Below are 17,719 nucleotides of genomic sequence, written 5' to 3'. Positions count from 1 at the left end.
CCTTTATGCAGCACCCCCAGTCGTTCGCTTCGCTCTCTTCACTGGGGGTTATTAGGAGTTAAACGCCTATGGGCGTTACCTGCTTACCTTCAATTCTTACATTATCTGATCCCATCTCCCATCTCCTTCCCTTCTCTACATATATATAATAAGATCCCCTCCCCGCCCGGGAGGGAGATAGCCATTGTAATCCTCTTATTTCCCTGACATATTTCCCACTCATCCCCGCCGAGGAGGTTGTTTTTAGCTGGGCTGAAACAAATACCCCCTCTGTTTGATACTTTTTTGGCTCACAGGAAAATGTCGGATAGTAAATCTGAATTGATTGAAAATCAGAGGGAAAGAAGTGCGTTTTTTAGGTTGATCTCTTTCCGGGCCATCTTGGCAACCGTGTTGTTTTTATCAAAATAGGGTAAAATTCTATCAAAATGCACCTTTTGGGGCATTTGATGTTTTTACCCTCGAAAAATGAGTGGTTCGCCTACATTCGGTTTACGAAAGCTGATATACATTTGCGTTGTGGTTCCCAAGCATGTTAAGCGTTTGAAAAAAAAAGTGCGAACCCAAACGAACATTAATCCCTTTTCTTTGTTTATTGTGAGAAAGTCGGATACTTCTACAAGACAAGAGGAGATTAACCGTAAGAAAAGAAAATAGTAATAATAACAATTTTATAAAAACGAGAGAAACAATTAAATTTTTCAACTTTAATTTATTTTGATATGAAACTAAGAAATGTATTATTTGGTATGATGGTAGCTGTGGCATTCACAGCTTGTTCAGACAAGGGAGAAGACATCCCGGCGATTGAAGAAGGTACTATGTTGAGTTTGAAAACAGAAAAGTTAAATACACGTGCAGACGGTGATGTAAACACGCTTACTGCTTATGTATTTGGTACTGGTGATATCCTGGAAGCTATAGGTTCTGTTCAGAACTCTACAGTGATTCCTCCTTTCGCTGTGACTGAAGGTCAGAAGAAGGTTATTGTTCTTGCGAACGGCGCACCTGCTTTTGCAATAGCAGAAGGTGTAACTCCATTAAGTACTTTTATGGGAGCTACTAAACAGCTTCATACAGAAGGTGTAAGCGGTTTGTCTATGAATAGCCGTGTGTATACTATCCAAATCACTAAAAATGTAATCAACTATTTAGGTTACGATGCAGCATCACCTGCGCCTGCTGATGGTATTGACATTACTCCTACAACAGGTGATTTCACTGGTGAAATCAAGATGTTCCGCAACGTGGCTAAGATCGTATTAGGTGAAATTGACTTAGGTGCTAAGCTGGCTGATACTGAAGAAACTGGTAATACTCCTTACTATTCAAATCCTACATTGACTATTAAAGATGTATTTGTTTTAGGTGCACAAGGAACGACTATGCTTGCCGGTGGAACTGGCGAATGGACTTCTGCTCTTCCTGTTCTTCCTGCACTTAAGACTTTCTATCATGGATTGGATGATGACGCTTATGCCGCTTATGCTACTGACAAGTATATCAAACCGGCAGCTTCTACTAACCTTCCTATTTTGGATGGTACTCTTTCAACTCAAATGGTATCTGTAAACGGTGCACAGGTAACAGTGGATGTGTCTAAAGTAGAAGGTGCTAATGCTACATTCTATGTGTATGAAAACGATGCGGATACACTTTCAACCAATACAATTCCTCACACATTGTTGGTAATTGCCGGTGACCTCGAATACGATATGCTTGTTGACGACGGATCAGGAGAACCTAAAGTGCAAAGAACCAAAATCTCAAACCGTTACTGGCCTGTTCCTGTAGGAGCTATTCCTTATAGCATTAAGGCAAACGCTGATTTCAATTATGCGAATGAATTCCTTGCTGGTGGCGACCGTGAACTTGAAGCTCGTGCTGATAACAAATATATCGGTATCAAACGTAACCTGCAATATAATGTGAAAGCTACTATCAACTCAACAGGTTATTCTACTCCTTATGGTGGTGGTGACAAAACTATGCTGGGTGTTCAGGTAAGAGTTGTAGCATGGGGTGAAGTAGATTTCGATTTCACTATTGAATAAGATTCTGTCCTTGATTTTTTAAATCAAAAATATTCAAAGCCTCCGAACATTCGGAGGCTTTTTTTGTTTATAGGATAGACAGGCGCGAAAGCATTGCGCAAACGGTGATACGAAGGGTGAAATACGAAGAGCAACGGTTGAAAATATTGGTTGCAGAGGTAAAACTATCACAGGCGAAAAATTGATACATACAACCCTTAAGATAGAGAGAAGTGCCTATCTTTTATATCGTTTTAATCTGTTATTTTTGTCTCATTAAAAGTAGAGTTTACAATAAGATTAAGAATGAAATATATATCATTATGAAACTGAAGAATTATATTTTATGCATGGCAGCTATCAGCGTACTCGTAGGCTGCTCAGACAATGAACCGATTTTAGACAATCCGATTCAACCGGGAACCGCCCTGCTTTCTATGGCGATCGACACACGCGAAGTGAAAACCAAAGGAATGACAAAAGCGGATGATGCAACCATCGACTCCCTGTCGGTGTTTGTGTATGACGCCAATTCTGGCGCTCTTTTGGCCAATAAGACAAAACAGATAGCAGCCGGCGCAACTACAGAGGTCGACAGCATTTCTGTGACTCCGGGATTAGCCAAGGTGTTGGTATTTGCCAATGTAGGCCATGCTGTGCTTGAAGAACTTAAGAAGACCGATTTTACTGGCGCTTTAGCCGTGACGACTGCATTAGACTCCGAAACCATGGGACGTTTCACTATGAGCAGTGAAATCAAATCGGTGGAGATCCGGGAGCGTGCTTACAATATGATGGGCTATAGCGTTGACGACGTGCAGGCGAAAGAAAATGGCCTTTCAATCTATCGGGAGCCGGATGGTACGTTGATTAAACTGTATCGTACCGTAGCACGCGTACAATTGATGTCGGTAGCGATCGATGACACAGATAACCAATTTGGCACGACTATCAGTCTGACAATCGACTCGATGTTCCTGGGTAATGTAAAGAGCCGTTCGTATATCGCTTCGAATAAAGAGTATTTACAGGTGGAAGTAGCAAACACCGCATTGCCCGCCAATGGCTGGTGGTATGGTTCGCATGCGTTCTGGGGCGATCGCCCATACAAGACGCCGGTAGGTGATCAGGAAGGCGGTCAAACGAAATTGGAAAAAGGCCTATTATCTCATCAATTTGATTCTCCTATTGTCTTGACCCCTACAAACGATGAAAAGACAGGCGTAGAGGGTAAAGCAATCGACGATAAACAGTTCTATATCTATGAAAATGCGTTGGATGGTGTAGGAAACACGCCCGGCTATACAACCTACTTAGTGCTTCGGGGTACATACGTATATAAAGACAAGAATGGAGATGAACAAACAATAGAGAACCGTTATTATCCGATTCCTATTAATATAGGGAAATCGACACAAACTGGCGTATTAAGACCAAATCACCAAGGCATCATGCGTAATAATAGTTACGATATTCGGGTGACTGTATTTGGTCCCGGCTCCGATGAACCTTGGCTGCCTTCTAATTTCATTAATTTCAATGCGAAGGTAGTGGTTGCCGACTGGTATGGCGATGTAAATGTACCGGGTGATCTGGAATAAGTTGTAAACAATAAGAAAAAGAATAATATAGCAATAAGAAAAAAATCAGCAGTTATGAAACATATACATTTTACAAAACGTCTTGTCCTGGCAGTCTGCGCCTTTGCTTTCTTAGCCACGGGATGTATCAATGAAGATCTGGATCAATGCTATAAACTGAGACTGAGAGTGCTCAATGTCGCTGGTATAGATATTACCCAGAATAGCCGTGCCCAAGATGCTACCATCTATGTGTTCGACGGAGATGGGAAATACCTCGAATCAGTAACGATGACCTACAGTCAGATCATTGCGATGGAAGAGATCAAACTGAAAACACCTTATAAAGAAGGTATGAAACTGTCTTTCTTAGCTTGGGGTAATGCCTTGGGCGCAGCGAATACAGTAAATATATATGAAAGCCAAACCATGCAAGACTTTAAGTTGATGCTGGCAACGAAAGAAGATGGAGTAGGAGCCACTAAGGTGGAATTGTTTGGCGGAACGGAAGCGATCGTAACGGCGGAAGGCAATCTGCGCCAGGACGAGTGGATCGAAATCGGTCCCAAAGCAGGAACCATTACGATGGCAACCTATAACCTGCAGCGCTATCTGGATAGAGTCGGTATCTCTGATAAGGAATTCTATCTTCGCCTGAATGATACGAAAGGTGGCTTGGATAGTGAAGCAACCCCGCTGAGCGCCGAAGCAACCCTGGCACAAGATGGCGGTTGGGGTATTCCTAAGTCGGATGCTTATAGCGCATTGAACTTCACGGCTGACGAGTGGGTTTCTCCGGAAGTGGAAGATTATGGTATTGCCTCTAAAGACCTGAAAGCGCTTATCCGGACAGCCGATGGAAATGTGTTGGATGAAGATATGTTTGACTATGTGGATGAAGCAGAAATTGAGATTGTTCCGGAAAAAGATACCTTTGTTCTCTTCGAATGGGGTGATGATGGTGTATATGTTGGAACAAGAGTGATTATACGTCCTTGGGGATATGTGGAAGACCCCATTGAATTCTAACCTTTACATTTAAACCGTAAGAAATAACAAAAAAGTATATCGATTATGAAACTAAGAAATATCATATTGTTTATGTGCGTAGCGATCGCTTTCTCGGCTTGCCGAAATGAAGATCTGCCCGATCTCAACGGGAAGGACGCACGGATTTCTGTCAACTTGAAGGTACAGAAAAGAACGAAGGCTGAGGATCCGAATGAATTGCCGGGCGAGGCAAAAATCAATACGCTGGCTATCTTTGTCTTTGCCGAAGACGGCAGCAAGACCGGAGTGGGCAACTATCCGAATGTTGAGGCAGAATACGAATATCCTATCGAAGGAATCCAAGCTGCTTCGGGTAACTCCCGAATCGTAGCTATTGCCAACGCACCGGCTAACTTTGAGAGTACCATTCAATCATACGACCAACTGGATGCAGCGTTAACGCAGCTCTCGGCACAATCGCAGACTAATCTGGTGATGAGCTCGGAGGTGATAACGAAAAACCTGGTAACAGGCGACAATCCGTTGGGAGAAGTCCTGTTGACCCGTGTGCCTGCTCGTCTGCAGGTAGCAGGTATCTATGTTAATTTCAAAGGGAAAGAAGGCTTGGCCGGTCGCCAGGTGAAGGTTGAAAGGATCTGGTTCGATAATGTACGTACCGATGCACACTATTTTAGTGTAGACGATTGGGGTGTGGTAGAAAATAAGGGTGACAACCTGACGGCTACCCCGGTACATACTCCCGATTTAGTGATTACCGATGGGGTACGTCCTACCTACAATGACTTTATCTATCATCGTTATGTGATGGAAAATGCCGGTATGCACAATACAGAAGAGATTGAAAATCCGACACAAGTAAAGATTACAGCTACCCTGCTTCCCAATGAAGAGTTTGATACTACGATCACAAAAACCTTTATCGGTGTAATCAATCAGAATGGCGTGCATGTGACCGGAAAACATGATGGACATAAATATGTGTATCGCAATTATGTGTATAATATAACCCTGACGTTTGGTGAGAATAGCTTCGAAGAGGAAGAAGATGTAACCGCTTTAGGTGTGCAGGTAACCGTAGTAGACTGGGGAGATGTGGAATATCCTTGGATAGACGACTAATCAGTGGACATAAAGAAAAAGAAAATTGATAACACGTAAAAAGGAGAACGTTATGAAACGAATATATTTGATACTTATGACAATGGCCGCCATCCTGATGGTGGGCTGTAACGATGAGACCCCTCAGCCGATTCAGGTCGAGGATCAGGAGGTTTCGCTACAGATCGGGATAAGCAATCCGATGGCAACAAAAGCGACGCAGGATCTGAATTATTTGCCGGATGAAGACTTTATTAATAAGCTGACGGTGCTTCTGTTTAATCCTACTACTCAAGAATTGGTGAAGGGGAAGACAGTAACAGCTCAAAATGGAGTGTCTGCGACAGAGATCGGTGATGTGGTTGTACCTGCTGGTACGTATGATATTGTATTGGTGGCTAATCATTTGAATGATATTCTGGCATTGGCGGAAACACAAGGTTTTGATTGTTTGAATAATAATTCGGAAAGTATTATTTCAGAAATACGGGGAGATCTGCTTATGGTCAGCAAAATATTCCGGGGAGTAAAATTGGTTCCTTATGACGCGAAAGCACGTTTGAGCTATAATTATCTATTGGATGACCATTCGGCAGATAATAATGATCTTAAAATCTACGATGGCGTAAAGGTATTAGAAACGCAAGGCTATGACTATGATGATACAAATGCGAAGAAGGTGGTTATGACCCGTCAGACAGCACGTATCCAGTTGGAAAGCATTGCTGTGAATTTTGAAGATCAGTGGGATGGTGCTACGTTCCGTTTGGATTCGGTATTTATGGTAAATATGAGAGGCGGTACGTTCCTTGTTCTTACAGAGAAGATTCCCACTTATGAGAAGATTGCTACTTACTACCGTGGAGGGCCAGGCGATTTTGATCCGCAAATGACCTATATAATTAGTCCATCAACGCTAAGAAATGATCTTTTCCTAAAAGATTATACAAAAACGGAGAATGGTGGTCCGATTCTCTTGGCGGATGGCAATACCAAGTCTTTCATTACTACAGAAGAAGAAGGTAAGAAACCGGTTCTTCCGGAGTCTTTCTTCTGTTATGCTTTTGAGAATCATACCATATATGGTGGTGATCCGGCAACAGGCGACACCCGTATGATTATCGCCGGGGAAGTTATTTTGAAGAATGGAACAAAGTTGGGACAGACCTATTATCAGGTGCCTATCAAAGGAATACGCGACAGTAAGACGGTAACCATCGATCGCAACTGGGTATATAAAGTAAACGTAACCATTAAAGGGTTAGGTTCTGATGGCCCCGACCTGAAAGACAACTACGTAATGATTCAACCTACGATCACGGTAGAAAAGTGGAAGATTGTGATACAAGAAGAAACAGATCCGGGCTTTTAATAGTAATCGTCCCATAATATACAAATAGAAAATCCCCTGCCTCCGAAAGGAAGCAGGGGATTTTTTGTTAATCCTGATTCAGACAGGTGGTATCTTCGGATTTGGTAATATTGGAAGATCCAGGGAATACCGAAATAAGTACCCAAATAAGAATGACCCACCTTCCAATTCCTTCCCTCTTTGAAGAAACCACTAATCCCCCCCTCTCTTGTGGGGAACCGGAGCTCGCTTAGCGATAGCGCAGAGCAAACAACGTTCGCTTAGCCGAAGGCGTAAAGCAAAGGGGTAGGGGGAGCGCTATTCTCCCTTTTCGGCAGTAACCCAAAACCCTTTTATTTATCGGGGTTCTTTACGCAAAGCGTGGTATTTCTATCCTTTTGAAGGTATTCCTTTCAACCCTTGTGAAATTGGTAGTTTTACCCCTTAAAATTGAAATTGCCACCTATCGCCACTTATCGAATTTGAGTCTATTTTTGCTATCATATAAACCGGTAATAACAGCAAAACTATTTCGATATGAGACTGAATAATATACTTTTAATTGCTTCCTTCCTTTTTGCAACCGTTGCATGTTCTATGGAAGACGACGTTTTAAACGAAATTACAAAAGCAAACCCAACAACCGATGCAGACGCAACCGAATTGTATGTTTCTTTTGATCTGAATGGAACTGGCCTGGGAACAAAGGCCGGTACTTCTACTAATGGCACGACTACTCCTTCTAATATGATCGAGACAGCTTCTGTAATTGTATTCAAAGGTGACAATGTTTACTCTGCAAAAGACGGTGTGTCTTTTGTGAAGGATGAAAACGGAATAGACACCAATGTGTTAAATATGCAGGTATTACTGAAGACCGGTACTACTTATGATGTATATGTAATAGGTGATAGCAAAGAATCATTTGCCGGCTTGACAACAAGATCGGCTGTTGAAGCTGCTTATTTAGGTAAAGATGATGCCAACAAGACCGACCTGAATAAATTGGTTAAATTTGGTAAGACGGATAAGTTCATGATTCCGAAAGAAGAAGGCTACCCAACCATTGAGGATGCTAGAAAACCTGCAAATATAAAAGCATTACCCGTTCATTTGCAACAACTGACTGCCAAGGTAGAATTGAAAGAGGTGAATGTTAGTTCAACTTTTGCAAACAATACATTGCCGACCGACGTTACCTTGAAAAGTGTTCGTCTTCTGAACCAGAACACGATGCGTCAATTGAAAGACGGGCAAGTAGCTAATCCGGTCTATGCTAATGTTGCTTGGAATATGTCGAATGGATTTAAATTATATGACGTAGAAGATGGTAAGGTAACTGAAGGTCTCCCTGCTACTTTAGCCTCTTTTGTTACCTATCCTAACTCAGGTGTTGTAGTAGATGGTAAATTAGCAAACCTGACTGCCCTTGAATTGACATTCGAGGTGGGTAGTAACACAGAAAAAAGAACCTATGTGATCAATCGCGAGACAGCAGCAGGTGACTTCACAAATAATACAGGTCATCCCTATATCCAGGCTGGTTATATCTATCAGTTGACAGCAAACGTGAAAGTGACAGGCGATAATATTGAATGCACGGTGAAATGCTATACCTTGGACTGGTTATACAATGAATTTGAAGTAGAGGTGGAAGAGGTGACCTCGGAAGCATTAGAATAGGCAAGCTTTCAAACCGTTCCTATTTGACAAAAAGAAAAGAATTAACTGATAAATAACATGATTATGAAACTTAAAAATATACTATTGCTGGCATCGGCTGTAGGGTTATTTTTTTCCTGCACTTCCGAAAGCTTGATTGAAGCTCCGGTGCCCTCGCCCCATGGCGAAGAACTTCAGGTTAGCCTAACCCTTTCTTCTGAGGATATTTTAGTAAGTAAAGCGAATTTGTACCCTAATATAGAGGAAGATCGCTACTATTATGAGGCAGAGAGAGAGGAGAAACAAATCAACTCTTGCCTGGTAGTTGTTTTTGATGGATCAACCGATGACTCTAAAGTCTATTGGTCGAAGGATGATTATACCTTTACGGAGCATCCTGATAATTTCATCTATACCTTGGAAGGCGTCAAAGCCAAATTAGGCGCTGCTCGTTTTCTGGTAGTTGCCAATCCGACAAAAGAGTTTACTTATGCCGCCGTAGGTAGCACTTATGCTCAGTTTATGACCGAGTATGAGGAGAATATGCTGGACTATACGGAAGCGATGACAGATGAAGCGACCGGCAACTCCTATTATGCCGACTTTACGGCTACCAAATTGGTAAAGGTGGGCGAGAAGGTATATACGGCTGATAAGCCTTTAACGCCAGCGGAAGCAAAAGAGATTATGATTCCGTTGACCCAATTGGCCGCGCGCGTAGATATCAGCTTTACATTTGAACCGGAAGGTATTGATATGGCTAAGCCGGAATTGGTTGTCTCTATGGAAACGGTGAATGATATTTATCAGAGAGTAAATATTGGGAAAGGACCGTCAAATGGCTACCGGGATATTACTCTTGTGGATGCTACCGGTAAAGATATTATTGTTAATGTGTTGTATAGTAATAAACCTGAATTGTCTTTGGAAGCTTCAGAATATTATTTTTATGATAATAACGGAAAGCGTACAGATGGGAAGAATAAATTGGCTAATGCGCATCGAATAATCATGACAAGCGCCTATTATTGGGTGGTTTCCCAAACCATTGGATGGACGGTAGATGTAGAGAATATCCGAATTCATAATATAGAGGCAAAATCGAAAGTGTTATTGGATTATCCCGATAGACAAAATAAGATTGAGAAATTGATTAAGAATGTCCCGGTAAGGCTGGTGAAAAAATCCGTTGATGGACTTACCTATTCCTTCTCGTTCTATACCTATGAGCGTGAAATCGTAGAAACAAATAATTTAGATGAGATGTTGCATATTACGTTTGATGCTATTTGGGAAAACGGAGACAGGAAAACTAAGCAGTTAGCTCAGTTACCGTTAAAAGCAAACGAAGAACTCTCGCTTGTTAGTCTGGATAATAAAGGATATCCGCAAAGTGGCGCTTCTGAAGAGGTGGTTCCCATTTTTAAGAAGGGTGCCAGTGAGGACGTTACGGATAAGGATATAGAGGACATGATATTGATTGGAGAAGAAGAAGTATTGGAAAGCAAAACCACCAAATATAATACGAAATATCGCATCCGCATTAACCCGGTGAGAGATCCTGCCTCAGGCGTAGGAAACGATGCGAATGGAGACCCCAAACCGCGCAAATTTACGGATGGCGTGATTCATGGAAATATCTATACCTTGGCGGGAACCATTACCACATTACCGAATGTCTCTGTAGATATAGATTTGGAATACGCGGTCAATACCTGGACAATACTACCACCGTTTGATATACCTTCTTTCGAATAAAGGAAATATATTTATTTTATAAATAACTATATCTAAAATAATAAGAATCATGAAACAGTTTAGCAAAAAGATATTATTCCTGTTAGTCGGTACTCTCCTTGTAAGTGCCTGTACGGATGAAGCGGAATACCCGGGAAAGAAGATTAATGTAGTAGAAGGTATACCTGTTGAGGCTTCAATTTATTTCCAGACCGACAAACGGACGGTGGTAACACGTGCAAACAACGAATTGGGAAGTGCCGTTGAAGACTTCTATGTGGTATTGTTTAATAAAGACGGCTCTTATTCCGGTAGTCAATACTTTACGAAGGAAGAATTACTCCCTTCGCTCGCAGATAACGATGGACGGGTTAAAATGAAAACGACCTCCGGATTAAAGACAATCTATGGGGTAGCCAATGTGACTTCAAATAATTTCTCTTCTGATAATCCGGCTGATGATTTGCGTTCGCGGATTGATCTTTTCGTGGGCAATACAAACAAATCAGAAAAGACATTGGAGAAGTGGCTGGAGTTTACGGCTATGATGTCTGATGAGTATACGACATGGGCGGGTGATATTTTCCTGATGAGTGGTAAGTTTATACCCGATGATACCGAGGCAAATGCCGCTTTGAGTGCGGGTCAGTGTCTGATCAGTGAAGACGGAAGCATCTCGGCTGGCGTTGTTCGATTGGATAGAGCTGTTGCTACGGTCAAATTTAATATTTCCGGTGCAGGCTTTGTGCCTGAGTCTTGGCAGGTTATGAACTTGCCGAAGGGTGTACATCTCTTTAATGATAAAGCGATCACGGGTGTGCCGGAAGGGGAAGTGTTCAATTATACGAATGCCAGTACAACCTTTAACCAGCAGTCTTTCAGCTTCTATATGTTAGAAAATTTGAATGATAAGGTTACCGGTTTCCCAACTACAGGTGATGATTTTGCACGCGAACAGGCCAAATGGCGGGAAGGAAATGCTGCTCCGGAAACATCAACCTATATTGTTTTAAAAGGTTCCTATTCGGGAAATGCGAAATATCCTTTTGAAGGAGATAATAAAGATAAAGAACTGCCGGCCAGTGCTACCGTTACTTATTATATCCATTTAGGCTATATCGATGGTGCGGGTGATTTCAGTATCAAACGGAATCATCAGTATACCTATAATGTAACAATTAACGGTGTCAATGATATCATTGTAGAAGCTACGACAGAAGAAGAAGATAATCCTCGTTCGGATGGTGAAGTTGTCTTTGCTGAGGGTGACTATCTGGAACTGGATGCCCATTACGGACGCGTATTCCTTACATTCCAGAGCGGAGAATCGTTAGGTGATTATACATTTGTCTCGAAAGTAAAAACAGTAGCCAACCCTACCCCTTGGGCAGAGACAGAGGTGGATGAGTCAGGCGCGGATATCAACTGGGTTTATTTTGTCGACGAGCAGGATGTCCTTACTTTGGAAGGACAACAAAAGAACCCTGATTTCAGTGATCCTGCCAGTAATTCGATGCTTATGACAATCAATGACCTGGCGGCGGCCTTTAAACCAGACGGTAAATATTATAAAAAACCGGCTCGGGTCTATGCTTACGTAAGTGAGAACTATTATAGCGATAGACCATTAGTTGATTTCGTTAGTTATAGCCCTTCACGCGCTATGGATAAAGCAAGAACCATGTCTATCGCGATTAAGCAGGCTACACCGAGCGGAAATGCATCCGTTGTATCTACTGCCCGCTATGTGATCCGGCAAAAGCCTATTGTTACATTCTATAACTTAGATGAAGTATCTCACCCGTGGGGATTGGAGTGGTTTAATGAAAATTTACCATCGGACTACGAAACTCTCTCTCCCCGCGATAAGTCAAAGGCTGGATTAAACTATGGCTTGTCTGCTGGTGAGCGCTCATCTGGATATGAGAATGGCCTTACCCTGATGAAAGAGGAATTGGCTAATAAAGATCTTCTTACTGCGAGTACAGGTTGGTTCAGTGCAGACATTATTGGTGAACGAACGACTAAGACAGAAAGTGGCAGCGGAACAACTACCTATGAAGATTGGGATCTCTATAAAGCAAAAGCCTATGCCGCTTGTATGAGTCGTAATCGGGATGAAAATGGCAATGGCAAGATAGATCAAAATGAAATCAAATGGTATTTGCCGGCTATCAACCAGTACCAGCATTTATGGATAGGAACCAATGCGCTTCCGAATGCGGCTAAGCTGTATCCGGCTGAATTCCAACAAAAGAATTGGGAATTCTTCCATTATGCCGCTTCCGGTGGTCATGTCTATTGGGCAGAAGAAGGGAATGCTGTTAGCTTTGATTTGGGTGAATATTCAAATCCGAAACTGGGTTATGGAACCTTCCATGTGCGTTGTGCGCGAAACCTGGCAAAGGAAGCAACGGATACTTACGATCCTATTGCGGATAAAAATCTGACGGTTACTTCTTTAGGGCGTAGATACACATCATCTGGCTATTATGAGTTGGGCGGATATGTTACGGTAACTGTAGGAGATCGATTAACAAATGAATCTTTGCGAAGCGACTATCTCCGTATCGGAATGCATGCTATGCATAATGAATATAGTGATGAAAATAAGATTTATAAGGCACTTGACGTGGCGACTTTAGTGATTACTCCACGAGTGGATGTACAGACTGGTTCTTTGCCTGGAAGCCATTTCTGGAGGGATTATGATGGTGCTGGTGGTGGATTGTATTGGGGTGATATGGCAAAGATATTCAGGCCGACTTCCCATGAAGGAAAGGGAAGAAATCCGTGTGAAGAGTTTTACGGTACCGAAGGTTGGCGTCCGCCCACGCAGAATGAAGTGATTCTTATTACATCCGTCTTAGGTGAAGGAGCAGATAATAACGAGGGCTATAAAACACCTATTCAGGCGCAAACCTATTATTCTTTCTGGAATTATGAAACAAATACGGCTCGTGTCAATAATCCGAATGGAGATCCCCGTCAGGGATTTGGCTTCAGCGGATCCTACATGACCCTATCACCGGGTAAATATCGCCTGCGTTGTGTACGTGATGCCCGTCAATAAATAACCTGGGACATAGTTATTTCATACCTACGGTCGGTTATAATGAAACAGTCCGTTGCGTTGGAGATATATAATAATGGCATAAATTATAAAACGAAAAGAGCCGCTTCATCATGAAGCGGCTCTTTTCGTTTTATAGGTATTCCTCTCTTTCTTCCTATGTAAAATTCTCATTTATTGAAAATCGGTAGGTTCACCCCTTATAATTGAAATAACTACCTATCGCCACCAAAGGAATTACTCCTTATTTTTGCTAACAGATAAATAGAATAAATAATCGCAATAAATATTTCATCATGAAACTGAGTAATATATTTTTAATTGCTTCCTTCCTTTTTGCAGCCGTAGCATGCTCCATGGAAGATGACGTTTTAAACGAATTGACGAAGACTAACCCGGCGACCGATGCTGAACAAACCGAATTGTACGTTTCTTTTAACCTACACGACAGTGATTTGAGCACAAGAGCAGGGGAATCTACTAACGGGGGTACAGAAGACGATGACATTACGTCTGCCTCTGTAATTGTTTTTAAAGGTACAGCTGTGTACAGTGTAAAAGATGGTGTAAAGTATGTAGAAGGAACAAAGAACTTAAACATGCAAGTTCTCCTGAAAACAGGTACTGCTTATACATTATATGTAATAGGCAATACGAAAATCAGTTTTGAAGCACTCGCTAATAAAACGAAAGCGGAGATCGATGCCACTATCATGGGTATTGACGAGCTGAATGAGTTGGTTAAGTTTGGACAGAAAAACATTTTTTACCAAAAAACGGACGGATACCCAACGATAGAGGCTGCGCGTAGCAATGTGAAAACGCTTGATGTTACTCTGTCTCAATTAGCTGCTAAGGTGCGTCTGAGAGCTATTAATGTGAAATTTGCAGAGGATGCAGTCTTGGGTGATGTGTCTTTGACCAATGTGCAGTTGATGAATCAGAAAATCCAAACTACGTTGGATGCTTCGAAAGAAGGAACAAATGGTTTATTCACAAACACAGTGGCTTGGGGAGCTACGGACAAGATGTCTTTGTATACTGTAAATGGAGAAGGAACAGGTATCGTAGCTAATACAGGGCTTCCTGCTCCTTTAGCTGAGTTTTACACTTTCCCGAATGCGCCTACCAGTGCTGATGCTGATACTACCTCTTTAGCCTTTACATTGGATATCGACGGCAGATGGGAAACGATTAATAGGAAATATGTAATCAATCCTCCGACGAAAGAGGGTGTCTTTAATAACAAGACCAATCCCCAAAATCTATTTATCCAAGCCGGATATATTTATGAGTTAACGGTCAATGTATTGGTAACGAAAGAGGATGTGATCTGTACGCTTACCTTTGAAGTACAAGATTGGGATTTGAATGAAGTAACCTGGAAGTATGATCAGGTTGCAACCATCTTCCAAAATAATTTCTTGACTTGGACGAATCTGCAAGCAGCAAACGCCTCCTTGGATTATGTAATAAATCAGAAAGCAGAACTATACCTGAACTCCACGACAGTTCCTGTTGAAGGTACTTTTTATCTTGATCATCCTGTCGGTGCTACCTGGTATGCCTCTTTCATTCCTGAAGAGGGTCGTTCTGATGCTTTCGTATTTGTGGATGATGAGAATGCACAGCATGCTTCTTATTCCGGTAAGGTAGGAGAAGGTGCCAAAATAAGAATTATGCCGAAATATCCGCGTGACGGTCAAACGAACAAAGCGAAGCTTGAAATTGTTGTAAAGACAGTCGACGGAAGAACCATTATCGTGAAAGCGTTGAATCCGGCGATGTATGGAGAGAATTTAACTAATATGACAATCATCCAATCAAGAAACTAAGAGTTATGAACAAGCTAAATAGTATATTGTACGCGATAAGCGCCCTCCTGTTATTAAACGTAGGAATGATTTCCTGCTCTTGGGAGGAGGAAATCCGCAAACCGGTGGATGGTAATTCAGGGTATATAACCTTGCAACTTAATAGTAGCGCAATTGATACACGGGCTACAGAAGCAGGAGTAGATAGTTACAATGAAAATCTGTTGCTCACGTTGGATTGCTTTTTCTACCCAACAGGCAAGACAAATGAAAAAGCGAAACTGCATAAACGTGTAACACTCGAAGCTAACACGAATACTCAGGCAACCGTTCATATTCCTATCACAACGGCTTTGGTCAATGAGATTTTCCCGGGTGGCACCGCGAGTGAAGATGCTGTAATCTATGCAATCGCTAACCTGCCGACGGGCGTAACGCTTCCGGATGTGACTTCTATCGATAACTTAAAAGCGATGGAACTAACAGCTGATTTTGTAGAAGAGAAAAATGATCAGTTTGTCTCTAAGAAGCAGGACTCTTTTGTGATGGATGGACAGGACGCCGTTACCTTGGTGCGTGCTAATATGGCAGTGACTGGAACTGTTGAGTTGAAACGTGCGGCTTCTAAAATAGAACTATATATTACGGAGGTAGTAGGAACAGCAACCGGCGAGAATGAGATACAGTGGATATCCAACCCGGCAGGTATGACAGTCTCTTTTTATAAAGGTGTGAAGAGAGGATTGGTTGATGGTAAGATAAATACATTGGCATCAAGCGACTATTTCGATGCTACGCGAATGTCTTTCGATGCGGTTCAGCAAGGCGGGAATCCCACAGGGCATTATGCACAGGAACTGCCGTTCTATTCCTATTCTTCGGATTGGGAAGATAATACATCCACGACTGCCTATATGACTTTAGAGGTACCCTGGCAAATAGATTCCGATAAAGACGGTGTTCCTGATCCGGGAGCAGAGTTTAAGACCTGTTATTATATGGTTCCTCTGAATCTGGAAGGAATGGAGTTTGTACGCAATACCTACTATCGGGTGAAGCTGGCTGTACGCATCCTGGGTAGCTTCGTGCCGGATATTCCAATTGTCTTGGATCCTTCCTATGTGATTGTTGATTGGGGAACAAAAGATATTAACACCTCTCTGGAAGACTTTAAATACCTTGTGGTGGATGAAAAGTTTAAAGAGTTCTTTAATAAGACTACCTGTACGATAGGTTATTCCAGTTCGTCGGCTATAACGGTGACGGTGGATAGCGTTACCTATCCGTCGTATACAACAGGGAAATATGTAGGGAACAAAGAAACAAGTAGTAAGCTAAATGGTTATACTATTCCTCAAAACGAGATTACAAATAATACCTTCACCCTCCACCATCTTTTAACAGATGTTATTGCAAACTATGTTCCATATACTATCTATCTGACCGTAAAAAATGAAGATGGAATGGAGGAAAAGGTTACTATGGTGCAATATCCGTCGTTGTATATGTCAATGGGAGCAGGAGATGATATTTTTGTAAATGGATATTTTGCGAGGGTTAAGGATGCTACGATGCCGGGAGCAAAAGCTTATGCCGCTAATGCTTCAAATGGACGTGCCGGTCGTTATTATAGTTTTGACCATAATGCGGACGGGAACAATGGTTCCCCAACTGGAAATTATCAACCTCATGTAAAGGCGAGCTATGGTAATGTTTACTCTTTTATAGCGAATGAAGAGTTGGCGATTACGGGAACTACAAATGTGTATGTGACTGCATTTAATGAGAGCAATTCAACGTATAAAGATGGCACAGGTAATAATGCGACGACTTATACTTATAGAATTGGTGATCCAAGAGTTGCCAGTGGTTGGAATAATAATACCGATGATAATAGCAGTTTGGCTCAACGTCTGACTGGTCAAACTTCTAATAGTAGAACCCGTGACTATTGGAGCGATGCATCACAAATACAAGTTGCTACAACTGAAAGAAATATAATTGCCCCTGCATATAAGATCTCTTCTGCTTATGCTCTCTTACTTAATCTATCTTATGACAGTGCAAAGAAACGTTGTGCGACATATCAAGAGGCAGGTTATCCGGCAGGACGTTGGCGATTGCCGACAGAAGCTGAGATTATGTTTGTTCGTAATAATCTCCAAGCGAATGGAAAAATCCCCAATCTATTTGTTCCTACCGCTCGTTATTGGGCAAGTAGTGGGCGTTATGTTAATGGCGCTAATATTTCATCTGATAATAGCAACGATGTTGTCTGCCGTTGCGTTTACGATATCTGGTATTGGGGTGACGAAGCGAAAGCGGCAAATACTTATCATGCTACCGAGGTTAAACAATAA

The 17,719-nt window shown here is 41.9% G+C and carries 10 protein-coding genes; all 10 read left to right on the top strand.

What is annotated here, in order from left to right; translation table 11 throughout:
- Nucleotides 1-722: 722 nt before the first annotated feature.
- On the top strand, nt 723-2,054 hold the full coding sequence (locus M2137_RS10325; RefSeq protein ID WP_280766357.1) for a fimbrial protein: 1,332 nt from the start codon (nt 723-725) through the stop codon (nt 2,052-2,054).
- A 302-nt stretch (nt 2,055-2,356) separates the two neighbouring features.
- On the top strand, nt 2,357-3,634 hold the full coding sequence (locus tag M2137_RS10320; protein WP_280766356.1) for a fimbrial protein: 1,278 nt from the start codon (nt 2,357-2,359) through the stop codon (nt 3,632-3,634).
- A gap of 54 nt (nt 3,635-3,688) precedes the next feature.
- Entirely contained in the window at nt 3,689-4,642 is a 954-nt protein-coding gene (locus M2137_RS10315) for a FimB/Mfa2 family fimbrial subunit (protein ID WP_280766355.1), read from the top strand.
- Nucleotides 4,643-4,687: 45 nt separating this feature from the next.
- Nucleotides 4,688-5,743 carry a fimbrial protein gene (locus M2137_RS10310; RefSeq protein ID WP_280766354.1) on the top strand — a complete coding sequence of 352 codons (1,056 nt, stop codon included), beginning with the start codon at nt 4,688-4,690 and terminating at the stop codon, nt 5,741-5,743.
- A 52-nt stretch (nt 5,744-5,795) separates the two neighbouring features.
- On the top strand, nt 5,796-7,094 hold the full coding sequence (locus M2137_RS10305) for a fimbrial protein (protein ID WP_280766353.1): 1,299 nt from the start codon (nt 5,796-5,798) through the stop codon (nt 7,092-7,094).
- Between the two features lie 576 nt (nt 7,095-7,670).
- A complete protein-coding gene (locus tag M2137_RS10300) occupies nt 7,671-8,756 on the top strand; it encodes a hypothetical protein (RefSeq protein WP_280766352.1) in 1,086 nt (361 codons plus the stop codon).
- 63 nt (nt 8,757-8,819) lie between these two features.
- Entirely contained in the window at nt 8,820-10,493 is a 1,674-nt protein-coding gene (locus M2137_RS10295; RefSeq protein ID WP_280766351.1) for a fimbrial protein, read from the top strand.
- A gap of 49 nt (nt 10,494-10,542) precedes the next feature.
- The gene (locus M2137_RS10290) at nt 10,543-13,545 is read left to right on the top strand and encodes a DUF4906 domain-containing protein (RefSeq protein WP_280766350.1); all 3,003 of its coding nucleotides are present in this window, start codon (nt 10,543-10,545) and stop codon (nt 13,543-13,545) included.
- Nucleotides 13,546-13,841: 296 nt separating this feature from the next.
- A complete protein-coding gene (locus tag M2137_RS10285; RefSeq protein ID WP_348538033.1) occupies nt 13,842-15,380 on the top strand; it encodes a fimbrial protein in 1,539 nt (512 codons plus the stop codon).
- Nucleotides 15,381-15,385: 5 nt separating this feature from the next.
- Nucleotides 15,386-17,719 carry a hypothetical protein gene (locus M2137_RS10280; RefSeq protein ID WP_280766348.1) on the top strand — a complete coding sequence of 778 codons (2,334 nt, stop codon included), beginning with the start codon at nt 15,386-15,388 and terminating at the stop codon, nt 17,717-17,719.

The organism is Parabacteroides sp. PFB2-10, assembly GCF_029893085.1.
Classification (GTDB): domain Bacteria; phylum Bacteroidota; class Bacteroidia; order Bacteroidales; family Tannerellaceae; genus QVMG01.
The sequence above is the reverse complement of the archived record's forward strand: the minus strand, read 5'-3'. Positions and strand labels throughout refer to the sequence as shown.